This is a genomic window from Caballeronia sp. LP006 (assembly GCF_031450995.1).
In the GTDB taxonomy this organism is placed as follows: domain Bacteria; phylum Pseudomonadota; class Gammaproteobacteria; order Burkholderiales; family Burkholderiaceae; genus Caballeronia.
In genome coordinates this window covers 591,114-614,800 of sequence record NZ_JARTVW010000004.1, presented here as the reverse complement: position 1 = coordinate 614,800, position 23,687 = coordinate 591,114, and the positions used below count along the sequence as shown (strand labels likewise).

23 protein-coding genes are annotated in these 23,687 nt (G+C 62.8%); 12 read left to right on the top strand and 11 right to left on the bottom strand.

The window, feature by feature from the left end; genetic code table 11:
• Positions 1-55: 55 nt before the first annotated feature.
• Both eutC and P9250_RS12935 read right to left on the bottom strand, forming a co-directional pair.
• Positions 56-1,015: an ethanolamine ammonia-lyase subunit EutC gene (gene eutC, locus P9250_RS12940; protein WP_310393385.1), complete on the bottom strand. Its 960-nt coding sequence runs from the start codon at positions 1,013-1,015 to the stop codon at positions 56-58.
• Complete coding sequence (locus P9250_RS12935) at positions 1,015-2,403, bottom strand: ethanolamine ammonia-lyase subunit EutB (RefSeq protein ID WP_310393383.1); 1,389 nt, start codon at positions 2,401-2,403, stop codon at positions 1,015-1,017. The genes eutC and P9250_RS12935 overlap by 1 nt, the downstream gene beginning before the upstream one ends.
• 180 nt (positions 2,404-2,583) lie before the next feature.
• Here P9250_RS12935 and mnmH point away from each other — a divergent pair, with 180 nt between their 5' ends.
• Both mnmH and P9250_RS12925 read left to right on the top strand, forming a co-directional pair.
• Positions 2,584-3,651, top strand: coding sequence for a tRNA 2-selenouridine(34) synthase MnmH (gene mnmH, locus P9250_RS12930; RefSeq protein WP_310393381.1), 1,068 nt, complete (start codon positions 2,584-2,586; stop codon positions 3,649-3,651).
• A 27-nt stretch (positions 3,652-3,678) separates the two neighbouring features.
• Positions 3,679-4,734 carry a permease gene (locus P9250_RS12925; RefSeq protein ID WP_244829520.1) on the top strand — a complete coding sequence of 352 codons (1,056 nt, stop codon included), beginning with the start codon at positions 3,679-3,681 and terminating at the stop codon, positions 4,732-4,734.
• Between the two features lie 58 nt (positions 4,735-4,792).
• On the opposite strand, the gene P9250_RS12920 is transcribed toward P9250_RS12925, so the two are convergent.
• The 3 genes from P9250_RS12920 to P9250_RS12910 are packed head-to-tail and all read right to left on the bottom strand — an operon-like array spanning position 4,793 to position 7,344.
• On the bottom strand, positions 4,793-4,954 hold the full coding sequence (locus tag P9250_RS12920) for a hypothetical protein (protein ID WP_250467195.1): 162 nt from the start codon (positions 4,952-4,954) through the stop codon (positions 4,793-4,795).
• Positions 4,932-5,933 (bottom strand): cytochrome d ubiquinol oxidase subunit II, encoded by a 1,002-nt coding sequence (cydB, locus tag P9250_RS12915; protein WP_250510106.1) that lies wholly within the window; start codon positions 5,931-5,933, stop codon positions 4,932-4,934. The genes P9250_RS12920 and cydB overlap by 23 nt, the downstream gene beginning before the upstream one ends.
• Before the next feature lie 4 nt (positions 5,934-5,937).
• Entirely contained in the window at positions 5,938-7,344 is a 1,407-nt protein-coding gene (locus tag P9250_RS12910; protein WP_250467191.1) for a cytochrome ubiquinol oxidase subunit I, read from the bottom strand.
• 403 nt (positions 7,345-7,747) lie between these two features.
• Here P9250_RS12910 and P9250_RS12905 point away from each other — a divergent pair, with 403 nt between their 5' ends.
• The 3 genes from P9250_RS12905 (at position 7,748) to P9250_RS12895 (ending at position 10,836) form a co-directional block, all read left to right on the top strand.
• Entirely contained in the window at positions 7,748-8,632 is an 885-nt protein-coding gene (locus tag P9250_RS12905; RefSeq protein ID WP_250467189.1) for a neutral zinc metallopeptidase, read from the top strand.
• Between the two features lie 136 nt (positions 8,633-8,768).
• On the top strand, positions 8,769-9,779 hold the full coding sequence (gene waaC, locus P9250_RS12900; protein ID WP_310393378.1) for a lipopolysaccharide heptosyltransferase I: 1,011 nt from the start codon (positions 8,769-8,771) through the stop codon (positions 9,777-9,779).
• 157 nt (positions 9,780-9,936) lie between these two features.
• A complete protein-coding gene (locus P9250_RS12895) occupies positions 9,937-10,836 on the top strand; it encodes a flagellar brake protein (protein WP_310393376.1) in 900 nt (299 codons plus the stop codon).
• A 109-nt stretch (positions 10,837-10,945) separates the two neighbouring features.
• Here P9250_RS12895 and P9250_RS12890 read toward each other — a convergent pair whose 3' ends face one another.
• Both P9250_RS12890 and P9250_RS12885 read right to left on the bottom strand, forming a co-directional pair.
• Complete coding sequence (locus P9250_RS12890; protein ID WP_250467183.1) at positions 10,946-11,596, bottom strand: DsbA family protein; 651 nt, start codon at positions 11,594-11,596, stop codon at positions 10,946-10,948.
• Between the two features lie 126 nt (positions 11,597-11,722).
• Complete coding sequence (locus P9250_RS12885) at positions 11,723-13,063, bottom strand: FAD-binding oxidoreductase (protein ID WP_250493467.1); 1,341 nt, start codon at positions 13,061-13,063, stop codon at positions 11,723-11,725.
• A 346-nt stretch (positions 13,064-13,409) separates the two neighbouring features.
• Here P9250_RS12885 and P9250_RS12880 point away from each other — a divergent pair, with 346 nt between their 5' ends.
• Positions 13,410-13,841: an OsmC family protein gene (locus P9250_RS12880; RefSeq protein WP_244829538.1), complete on the top strand. Its 432-nt coding sequence runs from the start codon at positions 13,410-13,412 to the stop codon at positions 13,839-13,841.
• Positions 13,842-13,902: 61 nt separating this feature from the next.
• On the opposite strand, the gene P9250_RS12875 is transcribed toward P9250_RS12880, so the two are convergent.
• Positions 13,903-14,877, bottom strand: coding sequence for a sensor domain-containing diguanylate cyclase (locus P9250_RS12875; protein WP_310393373.1), 975 nt, complete (start codon positions 14,875-14,877; stop codon positions 13,903-13,905).
• Between the two features lie 282 nt (positions 14,878-15,159).
• On the opposite strand from P9250_RS12875, the gene P9250_RS12870 reads away from it, so the two are divergent.
• The 4 genes from P9250_RS12870 (at position 15,160) to P9250_RS12855 (ending at position 18,948) form a co-directional block, all read left to right on the top strand.
• Complete coding sequence (locus P9250_RS12870) at positions 15,160-16,266, top strand: calcium:proton antiporter (RefSeq protein ID WP_409014897.1); 1,107 nt, start codon at positions 15,160-15,162, stop codon at positions 16,264-16,266.
• A 129-nt stretch (positions 16,267-16,395) separates the two neighbouring features.
• Positions 16,396-17,205 carry an ABC transporter substrate-binding protein gene (locus P9250_RS12865; protein WP_309849017.1) on the top strand — a complete coding sequence of 270 codons (810 nt, stop codon included), beginning with the start codon at positions 16,396-16,398 and terminating at the stop codon, positions 17,203-17,205.
• An 84-nt stretch (positions 17,206-17,289) separates the two neighbouring features.
• Entirely contained in the window at positions 17,290-18,405 is a 1,116-nt protein-coding gene (locus tag P9250_RS12860; protein WP_310393371.1) for a M14 family metallopeptidase, read from the top strand.
• 78 nt (positions 18,406-18,483) lie between these two features.
• Positions 18,484-18,948 carry an RbsD/FucU family protein gene (locus P9250_RS12855; RefSeq protein ID WP_244829546.1) on the top strand — a complete coding sequence of 155 codons (465 nt, stop codon included), beginning with the start codon at positions 18,484-18,486 and terminating at the stop codon, positions 18,946-18,948.
• Positions 18,949-18,990: 42 nt separating this feature from the next.
• Here the strand turns inward: P9250_RS12855 and P9250_RS12850 are convergent, their stop codons facing one another.
• The gene (locus P9250_RS12850; RefSeq protein ID WP_250510097.1) at positions 18,991-19,326 is read right to left on the bottom strand and encodes a hypothetical protein; all 336 of its coding nucleotides are present in this window, start codon (positions 19,324-19,326) and stop codon (positions 18,991-18,993) included.
• 452 nt (positions 19,327-19,778) lie between these two features.
• Between P9250_RS12850 and P9250_RS12845 the strand changes: the two genes are divergently transcribed.
• Together P9250_RS12845 and P9250_RS12840 are read left to right on the top strand one after the other, a co-directional pair.
• Complete coding sequence (locus P9250_RS12845) at positions 19,779-20,153, top strand: hypothetical protein (protein WP_309960232.1); 375 nt, start codon at positions 19,779-19,781, stop codon at positions 20,151-20,153.
• Positions 20,154-20,423, top strand: a complete 270-nt coding sequence (locus P9250_RS12840) for a DUF1488 domain-containing protein (RefSeq protein WP_244829549.1) — start codon at positions 20,154-20,156, stop codon at positions 20,421-20,423.
• Between the two features lie 39 nt (positions 20,424-20,462).
• Here the strand turns inward: P9250_RS12840 and P9250_RS12835 are convergent, their stop codons facing one another.
• Positions 20,463-22,142 carry a response regulator gene (locus P9250_RS12835; protein ID WP_250467170.1) on the bottom strand — a complete coding sequence of 560 codons (1,680 nt, stop codon included), beginning with the start codon at positions 22,140-22,142 and terminating at the stop codon, positions 20,463-20,465.
• Positions 22,143-22,146: 4 nt separating this feature from the next.
• Positions 22,147-23,664, bottom strand: a complete 1,518-nt coding sequence (locus P9250_RS12830; protein WP_309849032.1) for an ATPase domain-containing protein — start codon at positions 23,662-23,664, stop codon at positions 22,147-22,149.
• Positions 23,665-23,687 lie beyond the last annotated feature (23 nt).

The following is a 23,687-nucleotide window of genomic DNA, read 5'->3' as shown; positions in this document are numbered from 1 at the left end:
CGAACGCTCGCGAGGCAATGCAAGTGCGCGCGAAACGACGGTGGCGATCGTGCCGTTACGCGTGATGATCCAGCGAACTTGCATCGCCCGCGGCAGACGGCAGCGCGCCGCTATGATCCTTGAGGCCCACGCCGGTCAGCTTCAGGCGGCGCGCTTCGTTCAGCAGCCAGTGCAGCTTGAACGCGGCCGCATCGTAGTTCAATCCCTCGGGCCGCACGTTCGAGATGCAGTTGCGCTCGGCGTCGTGACGACCTGGCCTCGGCGCAAAAGTCACGTAGAGCCCGAGGCTGTCGGGCGAACTGAGGCCCGGCCGCTCGCCAATCATCACCACGACGATGCGCCCTCCCAGCAACTCGCCGATCGGGTCGCCGAGCGCGACACGCGCCTGTGTCGCGATGACGACCGGCGCGACTTTCCAGCCATCGAGCTTCGGACGCATGCGGGCGAGAAACGCGGCGGCGTGTCGCTGCGCGGCGAAAGCCGAGAGGCCATCGGCGGCGACGAAAACAATATCGGGCGCCGCTTCTGTTCGTGCGGCATGTTCGGCAAGGCGGGCGCGGCTGGCATCGTCGAGTGCGCGGCCCAGGTCGGGACGCCGCAAATAGTGATCGCGATCCGGCGCGGCGCTTGCCGCTTCGAGCGTGTCGAAGCCGGCTGCATGTAGTTCCGCGGCGAGCGCGGCGGTATCGAGCGGCTGATGCACGGCGTCGCGCGCTTGCGCATGCGCCAGGCCGAAGGCGAGCAGCGGCGCGGTTGGCAAACTGTCGCCGGTGCGTCCAAGAGCAATGCGCGCGTTGGTGAAGCGCTTGAGCGCATCCCAGGGATTGGTTTCGATGCCGTTGGTCGAGCTCGAACCACTGGCAGATGCACTCGCGCGAACGCTGTCGCCCTCGTGCTTCGGCGTGCCAGTGTGCAAGCCCGCCATGTCGCGTCTTTGCACCGACGCGTCCGCGCGCTCATCGACGCGGTCCTCGCGCGCCGATGCATCCACGCTCCGCTTATCGATCTCATCCATCACGCATCGATCCAGTCGAGCAACGGCTGTCCCTGCGCGCTGCCGGATGCCGACAGCAAGCCGCCACGTCCATCCGTCACGCGCATTTTTTGCAGCCACGCTTCGAATTCCGGCGCGCGCTTCAGGTTCAGCACGCGGCGAATATAAAGCGCGTCATGGAACGACGTGCTCTGATAGTTCAGCATGACATCGTCCGCGCCCGGCACGCCCATGATGAAGTTCACGTTGGCCACGCCCAGCAGCGTCAGAAGCGTGTCCATGTCGTCCTGATCGGCTTCGGCGTGGTTCGTGTAGCAGATGTCGCAACCCATCGGCACGCCGAGCAGCTTGCCGCAAAAGTGATCTTCGAGGCCGGCGCGGATGATCTGCCGGCCATCGTATAAATATTCCGGACCGATGAAACCGACCACCGTGTTCGTCAGAAGCGGCTTGAAACGGCGCGCGACCGCATAGGCGCGCGCCTCGCAGGTCTGCTGATCGACGCCATGATGCGCATTGGCCGACAACGCGCTGCCCTGGCCCGTCTCGAAGTACATCACGTTGTCGCCGACCGTACCGCGACCGAGCGACAGCGCGGCATCGTGTGCTTCCTCCAACAGCTTGAGCGATACACCGAAACTCGCGTTGGCGCGCTCGGTGCCCGCGACCGACTGGAACACGAGATCCACCGGCGCGCCTTGCTCGATCGCCGCGAGCGTGTTGGTGACGTGAGTCAGCACGCACGATTGCATCGGCACGTCGTAGCGCTGGCGGAAATCGTCCATCATCGTGAGCAGCGCCGTGATGGCGGCAGGCGAATCCGACGCCGGATTGATGCCGATCACCGCGTCGCCGCAGCCGTAGAAAAGGCCGTCGAGCATGGACGCGGCGATGCCTTTCGGATCGTCGGTCGGATGGTTCGGCTGCAGCCGAACCGAAAGATGCCCCAGCAAGCCGATGGTCGTGCGAAACCGCGTGATCACCGGACGCTTGCGCGCGGCGAGGATCAGGTCCTGATTGCGCATGAGCTTGGAAACGGCTGCGACCATTTCCGGCGTGAGGCCCGCGGTGACGCCTTCGAGCGCGGCGGTGTCCGTGGTGTCGGCGAGCAGCCATTCGCGGAACTCGCCGACGGTGAGATGCGCGATGGGCGCGAAGGCATGCGCGTCATGGGTATCGACGATCAGGCGCGTGACTTCATCGTGCTCGTAGGGAATGAGCGGTTCGTCGAGAAACGCGCGCAGCGGCACCTGTACAAGCGCGAGTTTTGCGGCGATGCGCTCTTCTTCCGTCGCCGCCGCGAGGCCCGCGAGTTCGTCGCCCGAACGACGCGGACTCGCGCGCGCGAGCAGCGTTTTCAGATCGTCGAAACGGTAGCGCCGTGCGCCGATCGTCTCCTGATATGTCATCGCGTCTCCTTCGTTCAAGGGAAAGCCGCCACGTCTTCCGTACGTGCCGCCACTCACTTTAACCGCTTCGCGCAGCGCCCGCGCCTCGTCAAAAAAGCCCCCCGCGCCGAAATCCGCGCCCGTGCGATAATTTCGCGCTTGTCCCGCCTCTTGCGTTGCGCCCGTGCAGCGTCATCGCCCGTGAAAAATCTCCTCGTGAACCTCGACCGTATCGGCGCTTTCGACGAAATCGTCGATGTCCGCACGCCGCTCGAATACGCCGACGATCACATCCCCGGCGCCCTCAACGCGCCGGTGCTGACCAACGAGGAGCGCGTGATCGTCGGGACCATGTACAAGCAGGTCTCGCCTTTCGAAGCCACGCGCGTCGGCGCCGCCATGGTCGCGCGCAATATCGCGCGACATCTGGATACGCTCTTTTCCGACCGGCCGCGCAACTGGCGCCCGCTCATTTATTGCTGGCGCGGCGGCAAGCGCTCCGGCTCGATGACGACCTGGTTCAACATGATCGGCTGGCAGGCGCGTCAACTGGAAGGCGGCTACAAGACTTATCGGCGCGAAGTGCTCGATTCCCTCGTCACGCTGCCGTGCCGTTTTCGTTACGTCGCGCTGACGGGCCACACCGGCAGCGGCAAGACGCGTCTGTTGCACGCGCTCGATCAGGCCGGCGCGCAAACGCTGGATCTGGAAGGGCTCGCGGCACATCGCGGTTCGTTGCTCGGCGCGTTGCCGGGACAGACGCAGCCTTCGCAGAAGGCGTTCGAGTCGGCGCTCGTGAGTGCGTTGCGTGGTTTCGATGCGGCCAAGCCCGTGTATATCGAAGCGGAAGGGCGGCGCATCGGCGCGCTTTCGGTGCCGGATGCATTGCTGGACGGTCTGCATGGCGCGGCGTGCGTGGAAGTGGAGGCGCGCCGCGAAGATCGCATCGCGTTTCTGTTGCAGGACTACGCGCATCTTTTCGACAATCCCGCGTTCTTCAAGTCGCAACTGGCGCGACTCATCGGGCTGCATAGCCGCGAGCGCGTGGAGCGCTGGCATCGGCTGATCGAGGAGAACGCGCGTGCCGAGCTGTTCGCGGAACTCATCGACCGTCATTACGATCCCGCGTATGGCCGCAGCAGCCGCGCGCTTTATACGCATCTGGCAAAGGCGTCCCACATGACCTTCCGGCCCAACGATGCCGACAGCGTCGCGCAGGCCGAGGCGCTTCTCGCGCAATTGGCGCAGACATCGCCCGCGGCGAACTGAGATTAATCTTCATCATTCGAGTCAAACATGAATACTCACGCGCCCCGACCCCCTCGCATCGCGCCCGGCTGGATCGTTTTTCTGCTGATCGCGGTCGTCGGTCTCTTCTATGTCAAATGGTTTCCATACTACAACCGCGCGTTCGTGGCGGCGAGTCAGCATTCCATCGGCAAGTCCATTTTGATGGGCGCGTCCGCGAGTGCGCCGGCACCGTCGTGGCAAGCGGCGCTCGACTACGCCATGGCTTACGGCAAGGCCATCTGGCAGGCGATGGTGCTCGGCCTGTTGCTCGGTTCGGCGGTGCAGGCGTTGATTCCGCCGCGCTGGGTCGCGCGTGCGCTCGGCGAACGAAACTTCGGCAGCGTGTTGAATGGCGGCTTGATGTCCTTGCCCGGCATGATGTGCACGTGCTGCGCGGCGCCGGTCGTGGCGGGGTTGCGCGCGCGGGAAGCGGCGCCGGGCGCGGCGGTCGCATTCTGGCTCGGCAACACGGTGCTCAATCCGGCGGCGCTGGTGTTCATGGGCTTCGTGCTCGGCTGGCAATGGACCGGGCTGCGCCTCGTGCTCGGTGTGCTGATGGTGTTCGGCTTGGGTTACGCGGTCAATCGCATGGTGACGCCCGCGCAGGCGGCGCAATCGCGCGAGGCGCTTGCAAACCTCGTCAAGGAAGATGAGCCGGGCACGGCGTTTTCGCGCTGGTTGCGCATTCTCGGGCGTATGACGTTGCGGCTCGTGCCGGAGTACATCGTGCTGGTGTTGTTGCTAGGCGCGGCGCGCGCGTGGCTGTTTCCGCATATCGGACCGAATATCGACGACAGCATGCTGTGGATCGTCGCATTCGCGATTGCGGGCACGTTGTTCGTCATTCCGACGGCGGGCGAAGTGCCGATCATTCAGGCGATGCTTTCACTCGGCATGGCTGCCGGCCCAGCAGGCGCGTTGCTGATGACCTTGCCGCCCGTCAGCGTGCCCTCGCTCGCCATGCTCGCGCGCTCGTTTCCGCCGAAGGTGCTCGCGTTCGTCACGGCGGCGGTGGTCGTGTTCGGGGTAGTGAGTGGGGCGGTGGCGGCCTGGTGGTTTTGAGCAGACGGGCTCGGGCGCTCAACGACGATCGCCGTCGTGAGCGCCTTGCCCAGCGGCATCAATGCAACGCCGCTCCCGCCTTGATCAACAACTTGAACGGCAAAGCCAGCAGCATCGCGCCGCCCACACCTGTCACCCAAAGCGCGACGAACCAGAAGACCTTCTTCGCGCGCATCATCGCAATAGAGCCGCCGCGTTCAGTGATAGTGATGTTCGCCATGACGCACCTTTCCTCTGAATACCCAATAACTCAGCATGGTGTAACCCAGGATCACCGGCAAAATAATCGCCGCGCCGACAATCGTGAAGAGCTGCGAAGAACGCGGCGAAGCGGCATCCCAAAGCGACACGCCCGGAAAAATCTCCTGCGGCGAAATGCTCGCAACCAATCCCGCGTAACCCAGCAACATGAAGCCGAGCGCCACCGCGAACGGCCGCGTTTCGTGCCGCGAACGGATCGAGCGATGCATCGCCCAAGCACAGGCCACGACTAGCGCCGGCACCGGCAGCATCCGATAAAACCACGGCGAGTCGAACCAGCGCGATGCAATGCCCGCGTCCTGCAGCGGCGTCCACACGCTCACCACGACAATCGTTGCAAGCTGCAGCAGCGTCAACGGCCATACGACGCGATACAGCCGTCGCTGCAAATCGCCTTCGGTCTTCGCGATCAGCCAGCATGCGCCGAGCAGGGCGTAAGTCACGACGAGCGCGCCGCCCGTGAACAGCGAAAACGGCGTGAACCAGCCGAAGGCGTCGCCGGCGAAGCGGCCATCGGCAACGGGGATGCCATCGAGAAACGCGCCGAGCGCCACGCCTTGAAAGAACGTCGCGCCCGCCGATCCGCCGATGAACGCAAGATCCCACATGGATTTCGTGCGCGACGCCTTGGCGCGAATCTCGAACGACACGCCGCGAAAGATCAGGCACACGAGCATCAGCACGAGCGGCAGATAGAGCGCGGAAAGCACGGTCGAATAGACCATCGGGAACGCGGCGAAGAGGCCCGCGCCGCCCAGCACGAGCCACGTTTCGTTGCCGTCCCACACGGGCGCGACGGTGTTCATCATCACGTCGCGGTCGTGCCGGTCGGGAAAGAAGGGAAACAGAATGCCGATGCCCAGATCGAAGCCATCGAGCACGACGTAGAGAAAGAGGCCCAGTGCGATGATCGCGGCCCACGCGACGGTGAGGTCCATATGTTCAAGCTCCTTCGATGGACTGATGCGGAAGACTCATCGGACGGCGCGCGGTGCCATCGGACGAATCGGGCGTATGAGACGGCGCGCCCGGCAACGCCGGCCCATGACGCAACAACTTCAGCAAGTAGTAGATGCCGGTGCCGAAGACGATCGTGTAGACGATCACGAACGCGAGCAGCGAAACGCCGACCTGTTGCGCGGTGACGGGCGAGACGGCGTCGGCCGTGCGCATCACGCCGTAGACCACCCACGGTTGACGGCCCGCTTCGGTCGTGACCCAGCCCGCGAGCAAGGTGATGAAACCGCTCGGACCCATGATCAGCACGAATCGATGGAACCAGCGCGCATCGAATAATTTGCGCTTGCGATGCAGCAGCCAACCGGCGATGGACATGAGGATCATCAAGACGCCGAGTCCCGCCATCACGCGAAAACTCCAGAACACGATGGTCGAATTCGGCCGCTCGTCTTTCGGGAACGTCTTGAGGCCGCGAATCTCGCCGTTCCAGCTATGCGTGAGGATCACGCTGCCGAGATGCGGAATCTGCACGGCGTACTTCGTCGTTTCCGCTTCCATGTCCGGAATGCCGAAGAGATTGAGCGCGGTGCCGCCTTTCTCCGTTTCCCAGATACCTTCGATAGCCGCGATCTTCGCCGGCTGATACTTGCGCGTGTTGAGACCGTGCGCGTCGCCGACGAAAGCCTGGATCGGCGTCAGGACCAGCAGCAGCCAGAGCGCCATCGAAAAAGTCTTCCTGATGGCCGGATCGCGTCGGCCCTTCAGCAGATGCCACGCGCCCGTCGCGGCCACGACCAGCGCCGCGACGATGAACGCCGCAATCGCCATATGCGCGAGCCGGTACGGAAACGACGGGTTGAAGATGATCGCGAACCAGTCCACCGGCACGACGTGATCGCCTTCGATGCGAAACCCTTGCGGGGTCTGCATCCAGCTATTGGACGCAAGAATCCAGAAAGTCGAGATGAGCGTGCCGATGGCCACCATCAAGGTGGCGCCGAAGTGCGCTTTCGGGCCGACCTTGTTCCAGCCGAACAGCATGATGCCGAGGAAGCCCGCTTCGAGGAAGAACGCGGTCATCACCTCGTAGGTGAGCAAGGGACCCGTGATCGGACCGGCGAAGCTCGAAAAGCCGCCCCAGTTGGTGCCGAATTCGTAAGCCATCACGACGCCCGACACCACGCCCATACCGAACGCAACGGCAAATACCTTCGACCAGAAAAGGCACAGTTCTTTGTAGACGGTTTTGCCGGTCTTGAGCCACGCGCCTTCTAGCACGGCGATGAAGCTTGCAAGTCCGATGGAAAGTGCGGGAAAGATGATATGAAACGAGACAGTGAACGCGAACTGGATACGCGCCAGGTCGATTGCTTCGGGAGTCGCATGCATGATGACTTTTGCTTTGAAATTCACGCGTGCCGGATTGCAACGTGCGGCATGCGCGGGTTGAAACGTCGGTAATTCTGGAGCGGACTGTAGCGCCATTTATGCGTCTCTGTTGCGCTGCGTCAGAAAACGCGCGTTGCGCGCAAATGCCGCGGTTTCAAGGGTTTAGCGAGGCTAATGGCTTGAATGCGCATTGTTTTTGGTATGGAGGATGACTCGTCGAGAGCAGGAATGCGGGCTGCTTTACGCGACAATCGACCGCACTGCATCAAGACTCGTCCGATTCACATTGACGCAGGCTTGTTCGACGAACTTTCACGTCCTCGCGAGACTTCATTTGCGAGACGCGCGAGTACCATAATGGCTTTTGAGCACGCGCCACGCGCGGCTATGCAAGGAGACCCAAATGCGCCTCGATGACGAAGCAGAAAGCAGCAATGTCGAAGACCGGCGAGGCAGCGGCGGAGGCGGCGGATTCAGAGTCGGCGGCGGATCCATCGGCATAGGGACGATCGTCGTCGCGCTCGCGGCATCGTACTTCTTCGGCATCAATCCGATGACCATCATCAACGGCGCGCAAATGCTTCATGGCAACGCGCCCGTGCAGCAGCAAGCCGCGCCGTCGAATACGGCGCCAGCGCAAGACGCCGGCGCCGTATTCGTGCGTCGCGTGCTCGGCAATACCGAGCGAACCTGGCAACACATCTTCAGGACGCAGTTCAATCAGGACTATCCGGCGCCCAAGCTCGTGCTGTTCTCGGGCGGCACGCAAACAGGCTGCGGCACGGGACAAGCGGCGATGGGGCCGTTCTATTGTCCGAACGACCGGCGCGTTTATATCGACTTGTCGTTCTATCGCGAGTTGAAGGATCGCTTCGGCGCGGGCGGCGACTTCGCACAGGCCTACGTGATCGCGCACGAAGTCGGGCATCACGTGCAAAACGTGCTCGGCATCATGGACAAGGTCGATAGCGCACGCGCGCGCATGTCGCCCGCGCAGGCGAATGCGCTTTCGGTGCGCGTCGAGTTGCAGGCGGATTGTTTTGCGGGCGTGTGGGCGGCGGTTGCGCAGCAGGACAATGCAAAGCTCATTCAACCGGGCGATTTCGAGCAGGGCTTGAATGCGGCGGGCGCAATTGGCGACGACCGGTTGCAGCAGCAATCGCAAGGACGCGTGGTGCCGGAAGCGTTCACGCACGGATCGAGCGAGCAACGGCAGCGATGGTTGCGCAAGGGCTTGTCGTCCGGCGATATCCGTCAATGCGATACGTTTTCGGCCAAGACCCTGTAACGCCGTCTAGGCGCCGAAGACGTGACGCGACGGCGGACTTACAAACGCTGACAGCCGTGGCGCGACAAATTCTTTAGAATCGCTGTTTTTCCGGCGCGGCATCGAGCCGCACACACCGGTGCATCCAGGTCTGTCGATGAAGCGAATTCTGATCGTCAAAGTCACGTCTCTCGGCGATATCGTCGAAACGCTGCCGGTTGTCTCCGACTTGCGGCGGGCGTTTCCATCCGCGAAGGTCGACTGGGCCGCCGACGCCGCGTTCGCTGACATCATCCGTTGGAGTCGGGGTGTCGACCGCGTGCTGAGCGCGCCTTTGCGCAAGTTCAAGAAGGCGCGCAACTGGAACGATCTCAAGGAAATCACGGGGTCCATCAGCGAGTTGCGCGCCGAGAAATACGACGTCATCGTCGATATTCATGGCGTGTACAAGAGCGCGATCATCGCGTTCATAGCGCGTGGGCGGCGGCGCTACGGCTATCTGAATCAGGACCTTGGCGAGCGTGGCGCGGCGTTCGCGTACAACGCGCGCTTCGGTCCGCGTCCGCACACCGACGCCTGGCGCGGCATGCGCGTGAGCGTCGCCGATGCGCTGGGCTACGAGATTCAGGAAACGCCCGACTACGATCTTCGACTCCCCGAGCCTACGCATGACCTCGGCATTCCACGCGGCGGCGCGCCCATCGCCATGTTGTTCCACGCGACCTCCGCCGATGTGAAGAAGTGGCCGAAGGATCACTGGGCCGAAGTCGGGCGCTGGCTCGTCGAGCGCGGCTATCAGATTGCGTTGCCGTGGGGCACGGAGCGCGAGCGCGGCGAAGCGCAGGCCATTGCCGCACTCGTGCCGCAGGCGCTCGTGCTGCCGAAGCTGAGCGTCGAGGAATGCGCGCACTGGATTCAGGCGTCGGAACTGGTCGTCGGAACCGATACTGGGCTCGTCCATCTCGCACATGCTTTGCAGCGGCGCACCGTCATGCTGTTCGCGGCGACATCGCGCGAGCATTTCGGTATCCACGAACCCGGCCGTTCGGTCTCTGTCGGTGATGGCGGAGCGCCGCCTGACGTACCGCAAGTGCTCGGGGCAATCCAAAGCGTTTTGGCTCCCACTGAAGCGAATCGCCACGCGCATGCTGGCGTAATAACGCGTTAAAAAAAATTTATGCGCATAAACTTTTTGCAGAATAATCGCGAAAGAGGGCGCACGGAAGTCATTTATTAGTGCGCGAACGTAAATTTTGCTTAATAGCACTTGACGGCGATTCCGCGACCGGAGACGATTGCGAAAACACTTAAGAATCGTCCGATAAATGATCGAAGACTCCGCCGTTGACGCACGACAGGCCATCGTGCGTCTTCAATCTGCCGACATCGTGCCGGGCGCGCCGCTCGAATGGGCGATCGTTTCCGCCGATGGGACGCCGCTTTTCGCAGCCGGCACTCTCATTCCCGACGAAGCGACGCGCGATTTCATTTTCAGGCAGTTCGATCCGCACCGGACTGCCGGCGACGCGGCGCCTCGACGAAAACCGGAAGAGTCGAGCGAGGAAACGCTCGTCCTCGACGACTTGGGTTTGTCGATCGGCGGCCGGATTGGCGTGCGTGTCACGGGCGGTTCGGGTTCAGCGATGTATGCGAGTCGCGTAATCGGTTTTTCGAATGCACGTCGCAATGGCGAGCGTTCGCTTTTTGTCACTCAGCCGCTCATGACGGGCTTCGATCCGCTGGACCTCACGCGTGGCGAACTGGTCGATCTCGTCGCGCTGACGGGAAAGGGCGTCTTCCGCTTCGCGTGTACGGTGGATGCGCTTTGCCGCGAGCCGTTCAGTTATGTGGTGTTATCGGCGCCAGGTACGATCCGCCGCCTGCGCACGCGCAAGTTCGTCCGCATGCCGACGCGCATGGCGGCATGCTATGCCATTGAAGGCGAAGAGGGCGCGCTCAAACAGCCGGGTCGCGTGAGCGATATCAGTCCCTACGGCATGTCTTTGACTGTCGCGGCGCCGAACGCGCGCGTGGGCGATCGTCTCGCACTCTCGTTTCGATTCGCGACCGACGGCGTCGATGTTCAGGTCGATACCATCGCCATCGTGCGTCACGTCGGCGACTTCGATGCATCGACGCAAAGCGCCGCTTATGGGCTTGAATTCGAATCGCTCGAACCGGCGCAGCGTATTGCGCTGAAGTCGTTCATGGCGGAGCACGGTTAGACGGGGCGTCGGCCGTTGCGCTTTGCCGAGCTGACATTCGCGAGCCTGCGCGTCGTCGGCGTCGTGGCCGAGCGCATGCCAGCCCCGCATCGCCCGCTTACCTCGAACATCAACTCGGAAAGCCATCCGGAAACAATCGCTCGACCGCATTCTCGAAGTGCTGAATCGGCGCGGCGCCACGCAACGCGATGGGCGGCGGCGGTTCCTTGCCCGGCGCGGCTTCGCGCGACAGCACGGCAAACGGCACGCCGCTCACGCCCAGTTGCTTGGCAAACTCTTCGTCTTCGATCACGAGGTCCGTGTAGGTGCCTTCGTCGAGCGCTTCTTCGAGCAACTCCGGATCGATGCCGCATGTCGCGGCAATATCGATGAGCGCGTCCGGATCGCCGATATCGATACCTTCCTCGAAGTAAGCCTTGAAGATCGCGCGATGCACGATATCGAAGCGCCCCGATTCCTGCGCAAAAAGCGCGGTCTCGAACGCCTTGCGGCTGCGTGGCGCGACGGGCGGCGGACGCATCAACACGTTGCGCTCCTCGGCAAGCGGGACCACCGAGTTTTCCCAGGCGTCCTGGGCTTGTTCGCTATTCGGATCAGGCAGCGGCGTGGGTTCGGGACGCAGTTCGAACGCGTGCCAGCGAAGCTCTACTGCGTTGCCATACGCCTTGGCGAACTGATCGAGCACCGGTGTTTCCAGGTAGCAGAAAGGACATGTGAAGTCCGACCAGACATCGACATACAAAACAGGCGTGGTTGCCATGAAAAAACCTCGAATGCAGGGGCGATGCATGCGCGCGCCCGGAAAGGACAAAACCGCAAAACCGGTATGTTAGCGCGTGCTGCGAGTCGATGTAGGCATGGCGCGGCGCGTTCAAGATTCGCCGGCTCAGAACCCGCCGTCGAGCTCGATCTTGCTGCCGTCGAAGAAGCGCGACAGACGGAAGGCGCGCGGGTCGACGAGCGGGGTGTCGTTCGCGACGATATCCGCCATCAACCGACCCGCACCGGGACCGATGCCGAAACCATGCCCCGAAAATCCCGTGGCGATGAACACCCCGGGCGTTCCGTCGATGCCCGAGATGACCGGCACCGCATCGGGCGTTACATCGATATAGCCGGCCCACGACTGCTCGACCTTCACCGCGCCAAGCGCCGGAAAAACCGCGCGAAATTCGTCGAGCGCGCGCTGGTTGAAGGCCTCGACAGGCGCGGGGTCGAGCGTGCGCACGGACTCGAATACCGTCGGCCGATTCAGCGGCCAGTGGCGCGGACGGCGCAGTTCCTCGAAGAAGCGCGCGTTGAAGCCGAGCTTGAGCGCGCCGAGCTGGCTTTTGAGCGCGGGCAAAAACTTGAAGAACAGCCGGAAACTGTCGGGCGTGATGTCGCTGTAGTTGCGGAATGCGTTGGCGATGGTATAGCCGCCGTCGAGCCGCTTGCGATAACCCATCGCGTGATTGCACGCGCTCACGTCGGGACCGCCTTCGAGCGGCGCTGTGCGCATGACCGACGAACGCACCATGAGCTGTGGCACATCGACATCGAGGTTGCCCGCGAAGAGCCGCGTCCACGCGCCGCCCGCGACCACCACGCTCGTGCACGCGATCCGTCCGTATTCCGTCACCACGCCGCTGACCTTGCCGCCGCTCGTTTCCACGCCGCGCACGGCGCAGGGCGTGAGGATCTTGACGCCTCGCTTGCGCAGCGCGGCGGCCATCGCCGGGACGGCGCGTTGCGGTTCGGCGCGGCCATCGCCGGGCGTGTAGATGCCGCCCGCGAAGCGGCGTGACGCGCCGGTCATCAGCGCGGCGGTTTCATCGGCGGAGATGATGCGCGAGTCGAGCGCGTCGCGGCCGACTTTTGCGACCGCGCGCGCGAGCCACGCTTCGTGATCGGCGAGCGCTTTGGCGTCGTCGGCGGCATAGAGGATGCCGCACTCGCGAAAGCCGGTGTCGATGCCGAGTTCTTCATCGATACGACGCCACAGCTTCAGACTCTCGAGACTAAGTTCGAGCTCGCGCAGGTCGCGATGTGTCGCGCGGCACCAGCCCCAGTTGCGGCTCGACTGCTCGCCCGCGATGTGCCCTTTCTCGCACACCGCCACCGACAAGCCCTTGGCCGCCAGCGAGCGCGCGGTGCTGATGCCGATCACGCCGCCGCCCACGACGACCACGTCGACACGTTCGGGCAGCGTTCTGTCTTCGTCGATACGTTCTGTCAGCGGTCCCATGTCAGGACGCGCGCTCGTCAAGTCGTGCCGTTACGTTCATGTGTCGGTCAGGTTGAGCCGGGAGGCAGTCATGCTAAGGGATGCGCCTCTTTTTGACCATATGAATGAAATTGCCGCGATGTTGCATCGGGGCATGCAGCGCATGTTGCACGCCATCTGCGCATGCGCCGGCGATCCGCTACGATAGGTCAGGCGCGGCGTTCAGGAACAAACACAAGCGGATGCGCCGCGTCCGACAGCACCCGTCATCGAGCGTCAGGCACGGCGCGTGCGAACTCAGCGCCGCATGCGTCACGCGCCATTGGCGCCAGTCAACGCAATTTCACCCCATCTCTGGAGAACTTTCATGCAAAAGACAGCATCGGCGAAGTGGAGCGGCGGCATCAAGGACGGCAAGGGTTTCATCTCGACGCAAACCGGCGTGCTCAACGAAGCGCCGTATGGCTTCAAGTCGCGTTTCGAGGAAGGTCCGGGCACGAACCCGGAAGAGTTGATCGGCGCGGCGCACGCTGGCTGCTTCACGATGGCGCTTTCGCTGCAACTCGAACTCGCGGGTCTAAAGGCCGAAAGCCTGGAAACGAAATCGACCGTCACGCTCGATAAAGACGGCGAAGGCTTCACCATCACCGCGTGTCAACTCGATCTGAAGGCGAAGATTCCCGGCGCGGACAAGGCTGCATTCGACAAGGCCGCGCAAGCCGCGAAGGAAGGCTGCCCGGTGTCGAAGCTGTTTGCGGGCAACGCGAAGATTACGCTGAACGCCGAACTGGTTTCCTGAGCGTTCGAGGCGTGGTTTGAGTGAAAAGACGCGGACCGGTTATCTCGACCGTCCGCGTTTTTTAATGCCGCGCCGCGTTCTTCCTCTCGGCCTTATGCGCGTACATTTTGCTGTCGCTTTCAATCAGAAGGTCGAAGAAACTCGCATGCTGCGCGGGATCGAACTGCGTCTGTCCAACGCTAAAGCGAATCTCGTAACCGCGTGTGGCTGAAGCATTCTGCGCAGCCAGCTTTGCGCGCAGACGTTCGAGCGCGTGGGCGGCTTCCTCGTCGCTCGCGTCGGTCAGGAGCGCGACGAATTCGTCGCCGCCAAGCCTGCCGATGACATCGCTTGCACGCAGCGAAGCGCGCAAGGCATCGGCGAAAGTGACGAGCGCGCGGTCGCCTTCCGCGTGACCGAAGGTGTCGTTGATGCGCTTGAAATCGTCGAGATCGAAGAACAGCAGCGACGCGCGCCGATCGAGCCGTTTGCAGATGTTGAGCGCATGCCGCGCTAGCGCTTCGAAACCGCGACGGTTGGCAATGAGCGTCAGGTCATCGACGGTTGCAAGTTCGATCGCCGCGATCTCCTGTTCCGCGATATGCGCGAGATCGCGCAAGAGGCTGCGCTCTTCGCCGTCGAATTCGCGGGGACGGGTATCGATGAGACAAAGCGTGCCCAACTTGCTGCCATTGGGCACCGTCAGCGGATGCCCCGCGTAGAATCGAATGCCGGGCGCGCCAGTCACGAGCGGATTGTCGTGGAAGCGCGTATCGATGCGCGCATCGGGAATCATCAACACGTCGTCATGCAGAATGGCGTGCGCGCAGAACGACACATCGCGCGAAGTCTCCGGCACATCGAGACCGATGCACGACTTGAACCACTGCCGGTTCTCATCGATCAGGCTCACGAGCGCGATCGGCACGCCGAACAGACGCCGCGCCAGGCGCGTGAGACGGTCGAAGCGCTCTTCCGGCGGGGTATCGAGGATATTCAGCGAGCGCAGCGTGGCGAGCCGGGCGGCTTCGGTCGGGGGTTTGGGCGCGACGAGCATGGATCTCCGTTTCCTGAGACGGTTTGGCGGCAGGGCCGCTGACGACGGGACAATCGGCAACAGCGCTTATTCTCCGACAAATACGCCAATTCTTCAGCACGAAGCCGAGCGCCGCGCTCGCTTCGACAGTCTCGCGCCGCGCGGCGTTTTCGCTATCATGCCGATGGACCGCGGCCCTTTGTCACGGCGCTTTCATCGCCCTTGCAGCGCACCTTCGTCGCGCAGGCGGGTCGGACATGGTGGCACTTCGCCATGAACCGACGACCCCTTTACCTGATTCGCATGGAGCGCCCATTGAAACTCAAGTTCGACTGGACCGTCATCACCCCGATTCTCGCGCTCGTCGTGCTCGTGGCCACCGCGCTCATTCACAACACCGCGCTCATGGCGCTGGCCGCCATCGCGCTGGCGTTCGCGGTGTTCGCGGCCGTGCATCATGCCGAAGTAGTTGCGCATCGCGTCGGCGAGCCGTTCGGCACGCTGGTGCTGGCCATTGCGGTGACGGTGATCGAAGTCGCGCTGATCGTCTCCGTCATGCTGTCCGGCGGCCCCGAAAAAGCCGGCTTGCCGCGCGACACCGTGTTCGCCGCGATCATGATTTGCAGCAACGCGATCATGGGGCTGTGTCTGCTGATCGGCGGCATGCGGCATCACGTGCAGGATTTTCAGTTGCAGGGCGCAAGCGCCGCGCTTGCCATTCTCTGCGCCATGTCCGTGCTCACGCTCGTCCTGCCGAACTTCACGAGCACCGTGCCGGGACCGGGTTTGTCCACTTCGCAACTCGTGTTCGTCGGGGTGATCTCGCTCGTGCTGTATGTGGTGTTCGTGTTCGTGCAGACCATCCGGCATCGCGACTACTTTTTGCAAGCCGTGCCGGATGTCGTCAAGCTAACCGCCACGGAAGACGACGTGCCCCATGCGCCGCCGCCGACCAACGCCGCCGCATGGACCGCGCTCGGCCTGCTCGTGCTTTCGCTTTTGTCCGTGGTCGGGCTGGCGAAGCTCTTGTCGCCTGCGGTCGAGGCGGGCGTCGCGGCAGCCGGTGCACCCGAGGCGGTCGTCGGCGTGGTGATCGCCGCGCTCGTTTTGTTGCCCGAAGGTCTCGCGGCATTGCGCGCGGCGCGTCTGAACCGGCTGCAAACGAGTTTGAACCTTGCGCTAGGCTCGGCGCTCGCGAGCATCGGTTTGACCATTCCCACGGTTGCGATCGTGTCGATCCTCATCGGCCAGCCTATCTCCCTCGGGCTCGCGCCGAAGGAGATCACCATGCTCGCGGTGACGTTGCTCGTCTCCGTGATCACGCTCGGCACCGGGCGCTCGACCGTGCTGCAAGGCGTCGTGCATCTGGTGATCTTCGCGGCCTTCCTGTTCCTGACCGTCGTGCCATGAGCATCGACGCATGCGGTTTTGCTACCATTCACGGTTTTCCGGCGCGCGCTGCGGGTTTCGTCGACCCGTCACGCGCTTGGCAGTAATCGCTCCGGCGTCAATTTTCACCGCAAGTCTCGAAGGATTGGAATGTCGTTCAAGAAGTCAGTCAGCAAGTCCGCATCGTTCGCTTTCTCCGCGATGCTCGCAGCACTCGCCGTCACCTCGGTTTCCGTTCACGCCAAGGAACTCACGCAGATCCGCTTCGCCGTCGATCCCAGCTACCCGCCGTTCGAATCCAAGCAGGCGGATGGCAAGCTGGCCGGTTTCGACATCGACCTCGGCAATGCGCTTTGCGCGCAGATGAAGGTCAAATGCGTGTGGGTCGAAAACAGTTTCGACGGCATGATTCCCGGCCTCAAGGCGCGCAAGTTCGACGCCGTGTTGTCCGACATGGGCATTACCGAAGAACGCCTGAAGCAGATCGATTTCACCCAGCCGCTCTACGATACCCACGCGCAACTCGTCGCGCGCGCGGGCTCGGGCATTCTGCCGACGCCGCAGGCGCTCAAGGGCAAACGCGTCGGCGTCGAACAGGGCACGGTGCAGGAACACTACGCGCGCGTGAAGTGGGAACCGCAGGGTGTGACCGTCGTGCCTTACGGCGATGAGGATCAGGTCGAGAACGATCTGGTCGCGGGCCGTATCGACGCCATGTTCACCGATGCCGCGCAAGCCGCCATCGGCTTTCTGAAGAAGCCGCAAGGCAAGGCGTTCGCGCTCGTCGGGCCGATTGTCGAAGACCGGGCGATCATCGGTCCGGGCACGGCAATCGGCTTGCGCAAGGGCGACGCCGATCTGAAGAACGGCCTGGACCAGGCGTTCGACGCGATCAAGAAGGACGGCACGTTCAAGCGCATCATGGCGAAGTATTTCGCCACCGATATCTCGATTCGGTAAGCGCCCTGGGGTTTAGCGTTCCGAGTATCGACCGAAAAGGCATCGCTTGCGGTGCCTTTCTCTTTTTACGAGGCAATTTATTCGATGCAGATCACGCACCATCCGCTCGTCGCCGCTTCGCCTGGAACGGAGCGCGCGATCACGAGCTACGCCTTCGGCGCGGAACATGGGCCGAAGGTCTATATCCAGGCGTCGCTGCACGCCGACGAACTGCCGGGCATGGTGGTCGCGTGGTATCTCAAGCGGCATTTCGCGGAGTTGGAAGCGGCGGGGCGCCTGAACGCGCGGATCGTGCTCGTGCCCGTGGCGAATCCGGCCGGGCTCAATCAGCACTGGTTCGGCACGCAAATGGGCCGCTTCGACATGCAGTCCGGACAGGATTTCAACCGGCGCTTTCCCGCGCTTGGGCCGAGGCTCGTCGATGGACTCAAGCAACACCTGACTGGCGATGAAGCGCACAACGCCCGCGCCATCCGCGCCGCCTTGCGCGATGCGTTCGCGGCGCTCGAGCCCGCGACCGAACTCGAATCGCAGCGCATCGCGCTGATGACGCTGGCTTGCGATGCCGATCTCATCATCGACATGCATTGCGACTGGGAAGCCGTCGCGCATCTCTACACGACGCCCGAGGCCTGGGTTCGGATCGAACCGCTTGCGCGCTATCTAGGCAGCGAGGCGCAATTGCTCGCGGACGTTTCGGGCGGCGAGCCGTTCGACGAAGCGTGCGTATCGGCGTGGCGTTATCTGCGTGACGCGTTCGCCGGACGCTTCCCCATTCCTCGGGGCGCGGCAACCGTCACTCTCGAACTGCGCGGCGTGCGCGACGTATCGCGCGAAACCGCCTCGCGCGATGCACAGGCAATCGTCGATTATCTGACGCACGCGGGTTTTATTTCGGGCGATGCCCCCGCGCTGCCCGCGCTCGCCAATCCGCCGACGCCGCTTGCCGGATGCGACTACCTTCACGCGCCGATCTCCGGCGTGATTCTGCATGCGCGCGAAGTTGGAGAGAGAGTGTGCGCGGGCGATGTCGTCGCTGAAGTGCTCGATCCGCTCCATGACGAGCTCGTGCCGCTCATCGCGCAGAGCGACGGCGTGTTGTACGCGCGGCACTGGACGCGGTTCGCGACGGCGGGAATGCTGGTGGCGCGCATCGCGGGCGCGGAAGTCCGGCGCGAAGGCGACCTGCTCGTGCCTTGAAGTTGCCGACGAGTCGTCCCACGCGGTTACCATACGTCGGCAAACCCGGTTTCAATGTCCACGGAGAACGACAGGAACATGCTGAAGAATCTCGATCCCTTGCTCAACGCCGACATCCTTCACGCACTCTGCGCGATGGGCCACGGCGATGAAGTCGTCATCTGCGACGCCAACTTTCCCGGCGATTCCGTCGCGCGTCAGACCGTGCGCGGACAATTGCTGCGTCTCGACGGCATCAACGCGCCGCGTGCGGTGCGGGCCGTGTTGTCTGTGCTGCCGCTGGATACGTTCGTCGATCATCCCGCCGAGCGCATGGAAGTGGTCGGCGACCCGGATGCGCTGCCTGCCGTACAGCGTGAAGTACAACGCGAAGTCGACGACGCCGAAGGCCGCGCCGTTCCGCTCGCGCCCGTCGAGCGCTTCGCTTTTTACGAGCGCGCCAAACAGGCTTATTGCGTGATTCAGACGAGCGAAGCGCGCGGCTACGGCTGCTTCATCTTCAAAAAGGGCGTGCAACTCGCGCCCGACACGCCAGCGCAATGACACGCTGATTTCTTGACACTAGCTTGCGGCGCCTGACCGCGATCATGAAAACAGAATAGCCGGCCGGGCAACCCAGCGCGGCTTTCTGTCGGGCGCCTGCGCAAGCAGGGTCGGCCCGGCGGGAAGCGAGACATCCACGAGCGTATTACGGCGCGAGCATACCTTGCAGATGAAATAGCAGCCGAAGCTGTCGACGCTAGCTTCGGCCTTGGCGCGCGAGATCCTGCCGCTGCATCGTATGCAGGTCCACATAGATTCACCTTCGTTGTCGGAAAACTGGCTTTGGCTGGTTTCGCGCCGCCAGCGAAGTTCTTCCGATACCGGCTCTTTCGAGACCGGCAACTCGTCGAAGGTCTGCTCGCCATGAAACGCGAACACGTTGTCAAATGCACGCGGCTTGGTGCGACGTGTCTCGTGAAATGACAGTCAGAAAACTTGCTCGATAAGCGATGCCGCCAGTACTGGACAAATGCGGATCAGGGCAGTTTCAACGTGTAGTGATGCTGCCTCACCATGCGCTCAAAGCGAGCGAAAAGCAAACGGTATCGGGGAGGAGCAAGCAGAATGAGGCAGTTTCGGCTTGATATTAAGGCATGCTATAAAAGCTTCGAAAAGGCTTCGAGCCATGCTTTCATTCCTCAAAACTGCCGGTAAAAAAATAAATCGCGACAGTTCCTCCGAAAGCGCCCACACTATGTGGCGCAGCAGTCGCCTTCGCGTCTGTGCAAGTCGGGGAGCAGGATCATGGCAAAAGGTCAGGTACGCGGAAATAAAGAGGCTAAAAAGCCCAAACAGCCGAAGAAAGTAGAGTCGCCGGCAGCGGCTGTATCGTGGGCCACGCCCAAGAAAAGCGCGGAAGCCAGCGCATCCGTGAAGAAGAAATAGCCTTAGCGCGACATTCGTTCAAGCTGTCCTCGGTGCATGGCGCGACGACGCTTTATTTTGACTTCGCCATCGAAGTGGAAGTCAGACGCCCACCACCGAGTCCCGATGTTTTCTCTTTCCGGACTGGAACCAGCATGACAACGAGACCCAAAGTCAATCCCGCCGTGGCCGTCAAGCAAAGCGAATATACGATCGCGCAGAAGTCGCGTGCATCGGCGCTGAGCAACGCGGACAGCGAGCGCGCTCAAAAGCGCCGCGACAATGACGCGCTTATCGACGTCAACGCGAGCAAGTGGCGTTACGTGGGCCCGGGTGTCTAGATGGGAAAGCCCGCGGAAGTCCTCAACTTCCCGAACCCCAGCCGCAGCTACGACGCCGCAAGACACGGCGTGTGCTTCTGGGGTTACGACAGCAAGCGCGAGATCAGCTTTCTGGTCGAGGACAAGACGCTTGCCGCGCTGAATCCTGGCATGGGCACGGGTGAGATGGCGCTGCTCGCCACGTTCGACCGTAATCGCGAACGCATTCTCGAACTGGCGAAGGGTCTCTACACGGGCGGCCCTCAGAATCGTTATACGATCCACGAGTAGCGTTCAACGCCGTTCAATCGTCACGTTGTCGCGGCGGCTTCAGTTGTCCAGCGCAATACGCACCGTGCGCGCGAGTTCATCGAGCTGAAACGGCTTGCGCAGCGCAGCGAAGCGCTTTTCCTTGATCTTCGATACATCGACGTCCGCATAGCCCGTTGCCAGGATCACCGGCAGATCGGCACGCAGTTCACGCGCTTTCGCGATCACCTCCATGCCGTTCATGCCGGGCATCGCGAAGTCGACCATCATCAGATCGGGATGGTCCAGTGGCAGGCGCTTGAGGCCGTTGGGGCCGTCGCAGGCGTGTGTCACCGAATAGCCGAGCGTCTGCAGACATTCGACGAGCATCTCGCGCACGTCTTCGTCGTCTTCGACCACGAGGATGCGCTTCGCGCCCGATGCGCTGTCCTCGGGTTTGAGCGCAACGTCGGCTTCCTGCAAATCCTTCGCGCCCAGCGGCAACCAGATTTCGACGCTCGTCCCTTTGCCCGGTTCGCTTTCGATACGCGCCACGCCGCCCGCCTGCCGCGCGATGCCGTAGACCTGGCTCAAGCCGAGCCCCGTCCCTTTGCCGACTGGTTTGGTCGTGAAGAACGGGTCGAACACGCGCGACAGCACGCCTGGCTCGATGCCCGAGCCCGAATCGCTCACACGGATGACCACGTAGCGTCCAGCCGTGAAGGTTTCGTCGGGCGCGGGGCGCTCGCCCGCGTGGATCGTGAGGCGCCCGCCGCCGGGCATGGCGTCGCGCGCATTGATCGTGAGATTGAGGACGGCCAGTTCCAGCTGATTGGCATCCGCCTGGGTCCAGAGATCTTCGGAATCGGAGGTCGTGGTGAACGCGATCGACGAGCCGAGCGAGATCGAGATGATGTCGCGCATGCCTTGCAAAAGCGACGCGACGTTGACCGCTTTCAAATCGAGATTGCTGGTGCGCGAAAACGTCAGCAACTGCGCGGTGAGCTTGGCGCCGCGTTCGGTGGCGCGCTTGGTCGTCGCGGCCATTTTGCGCACGCGCTCGTCGCTGCTGATTCGCGCGATCAATTCCGCGTTCGCCATGATGACATTCAGCAGATTGTTGAAATCATGCGCGATGCCGCCCGTCAATTGCCCGAGCGCCTCCATCTTTTGCGACTGCACGAGCACGGCCTGCACCTTGGCGCGCTCGTGGATTTCGCGCATCAGGCGATTATTTGCCGATGCCAGTTCCTGGGTGCGCTCGGCGATGCGGCTTTCCAGCGAGTCGTTGAGCCGTTCGAGCGCTTCCTGCGCCTTCGAGCGCGCGATCAGATGCTGCTCCGACTCCGCGAGATGCCGGCGCGCATCGTACTGGCGCGCACGCGCCCGCAGCGACGACATCACCGCGCGGCGCAAGGTCTCCGAGTTCAGAGGACGTTCGAGGACGAGCACGTTGCCAAGACGCTCCAGCATGTCGATACTCGCGGCCGAGCGCCGTTCGGTTGCGCGTCCTGAAAGCAGAATGATGGGAAAGTCGGACCACGCCGGTTGCCGGTCGATCCAGGCGGCGAGCACTTCGCCGTTGTCGCTCTTGAGCGATTCCTCGGTGACGATGGCAGTGCCCGCGCCGCGGTCGAGTTCGGCGGTGAGGCAAACCGAATCGGCGCACGCGAAGCAATCGCGGTCATCGAATGCGAGGACATCGGCGATTACGTCGGCATCGCGGCCGAATGGCGCCACTATCAGAACGCGAAACTCCATGGCGCTAGTTCCCCGAGGAGCCCGCGTGACTGGTGTCGGGAACCAGCATGGCCGTGCCGCCCTTGTACGAAGGCAGGCCGCTCAGAATGCCTTCGAAGTCGCGCAATGCCTCGCCGACGTTCAGCCCGCCCGCGCCCAGCTGAAATTGACGAATCGAGCGCTCATGGCCGCTCGCGCGGCTTTTCACGGCGGTCAGCGCCGTCAGCACTTCGCCTTGACGCTCGAAGTAGCGAAACAGCAGGACCACGTCGCTGAGATAACTGATATCCACGTCGCTCTGTATTTCGCCGATGATTCCATGCTGCCCCAGCACCAGCATCGTGATGACGCCGCGCTGGTTCAGATAGGTGAGCAGTTCGTGCATTTGCAGGAGCAGGTAGCGCTCGCCGGGCATCGCTTGCAGATACGCGTTCAGGCTGTCGATGGCAACGTAGCGCGCGTTGCCCTGTTCGACGCTCTGTCGCACGCTGCTCGTGAACTCTCCGGGCGATATTTCGGCGGGATCGACCTGGCGCAAGTTCAGCAAGCCGCTGTCGAGATGCGGCCGCAGATCGATGCCGAGGCTCGTCGAGCGCCGCAAAAGCGTGGTGCGCGTTTCATCGAAAAGATAGTAGACGCACGGCTCGCCGCGTTCGAGCGCGGCGAGCAGACACGAGGTCACGGTGGTCGTCTTGCCCACGCCCGACGGCCCGACGATGAGCGTATTGGTGCCTGGCACGAGGCCGCCGCCGAGAAGCGCATCCAGCCCGGCCGTGCCGGTGCTGAGCGGCTTTGCCGAAAAATCGGCGTGATGTTCAGACGCGATCAGACGCGGATAGACTTCAATGCCGCCGGTGTTCAACGTCATGTCGTGAAAACCTTCGCGAAACTTGATGCCGCGCATCTTCGCAATCCGCAGGCGCCGGCGCTCGCCGCCGTAGTCGTGCACGAGATTGTCGAGGCACAGCACGCCGTGCGCGATGCTGTGCAACTGCAGATCGCCCGGCTCGGACGTGTTGTCGTCGAGCAGCATGACGGTGCAGGCGCGCGTCGCGAAGTAACGCTTCAACGCGAGAATCTGTCTGCGATAACGCAGCGGGTTTTGCGAGAGCATGCGCAACTCGGACAAGCTGTCGAAGACGAGTCGCGCGGGCTTCACTTCATCCACTTGCGCGATGACATCGCGCACGGTTTCGCCCAGTTCCACTTCAGCGGGATGCAGAACGGTCTGCTCGTAACGCGGGTCGAGCCCTTCGTCCGATAGAAGTTCGATGATGGTAAAGCGCTTCGTGTCCCAGCCATGGCTTTCGGCCACGGCGACGAGTTCTTCCTTCGTCTCCGAAAGCGTCACATAAAGACCTGGCTCGCCGACTTCCGCGCCCTTGAGTAAGAACTGCAAGGCGAGAGTCGTTTTGCCCGCACCCGGCGCACCTTCGATCAAATACATGCGATGCGGCGTCAATCCGCCGCCGAGAATGTCGTCGACTCCCTCGATGCCCGTCGGAATGCGGGCGGGCAGGGCTTGCGTGGTTTTTTCTGGCATGTGCTTGCGCTTTCTGTTGTCTG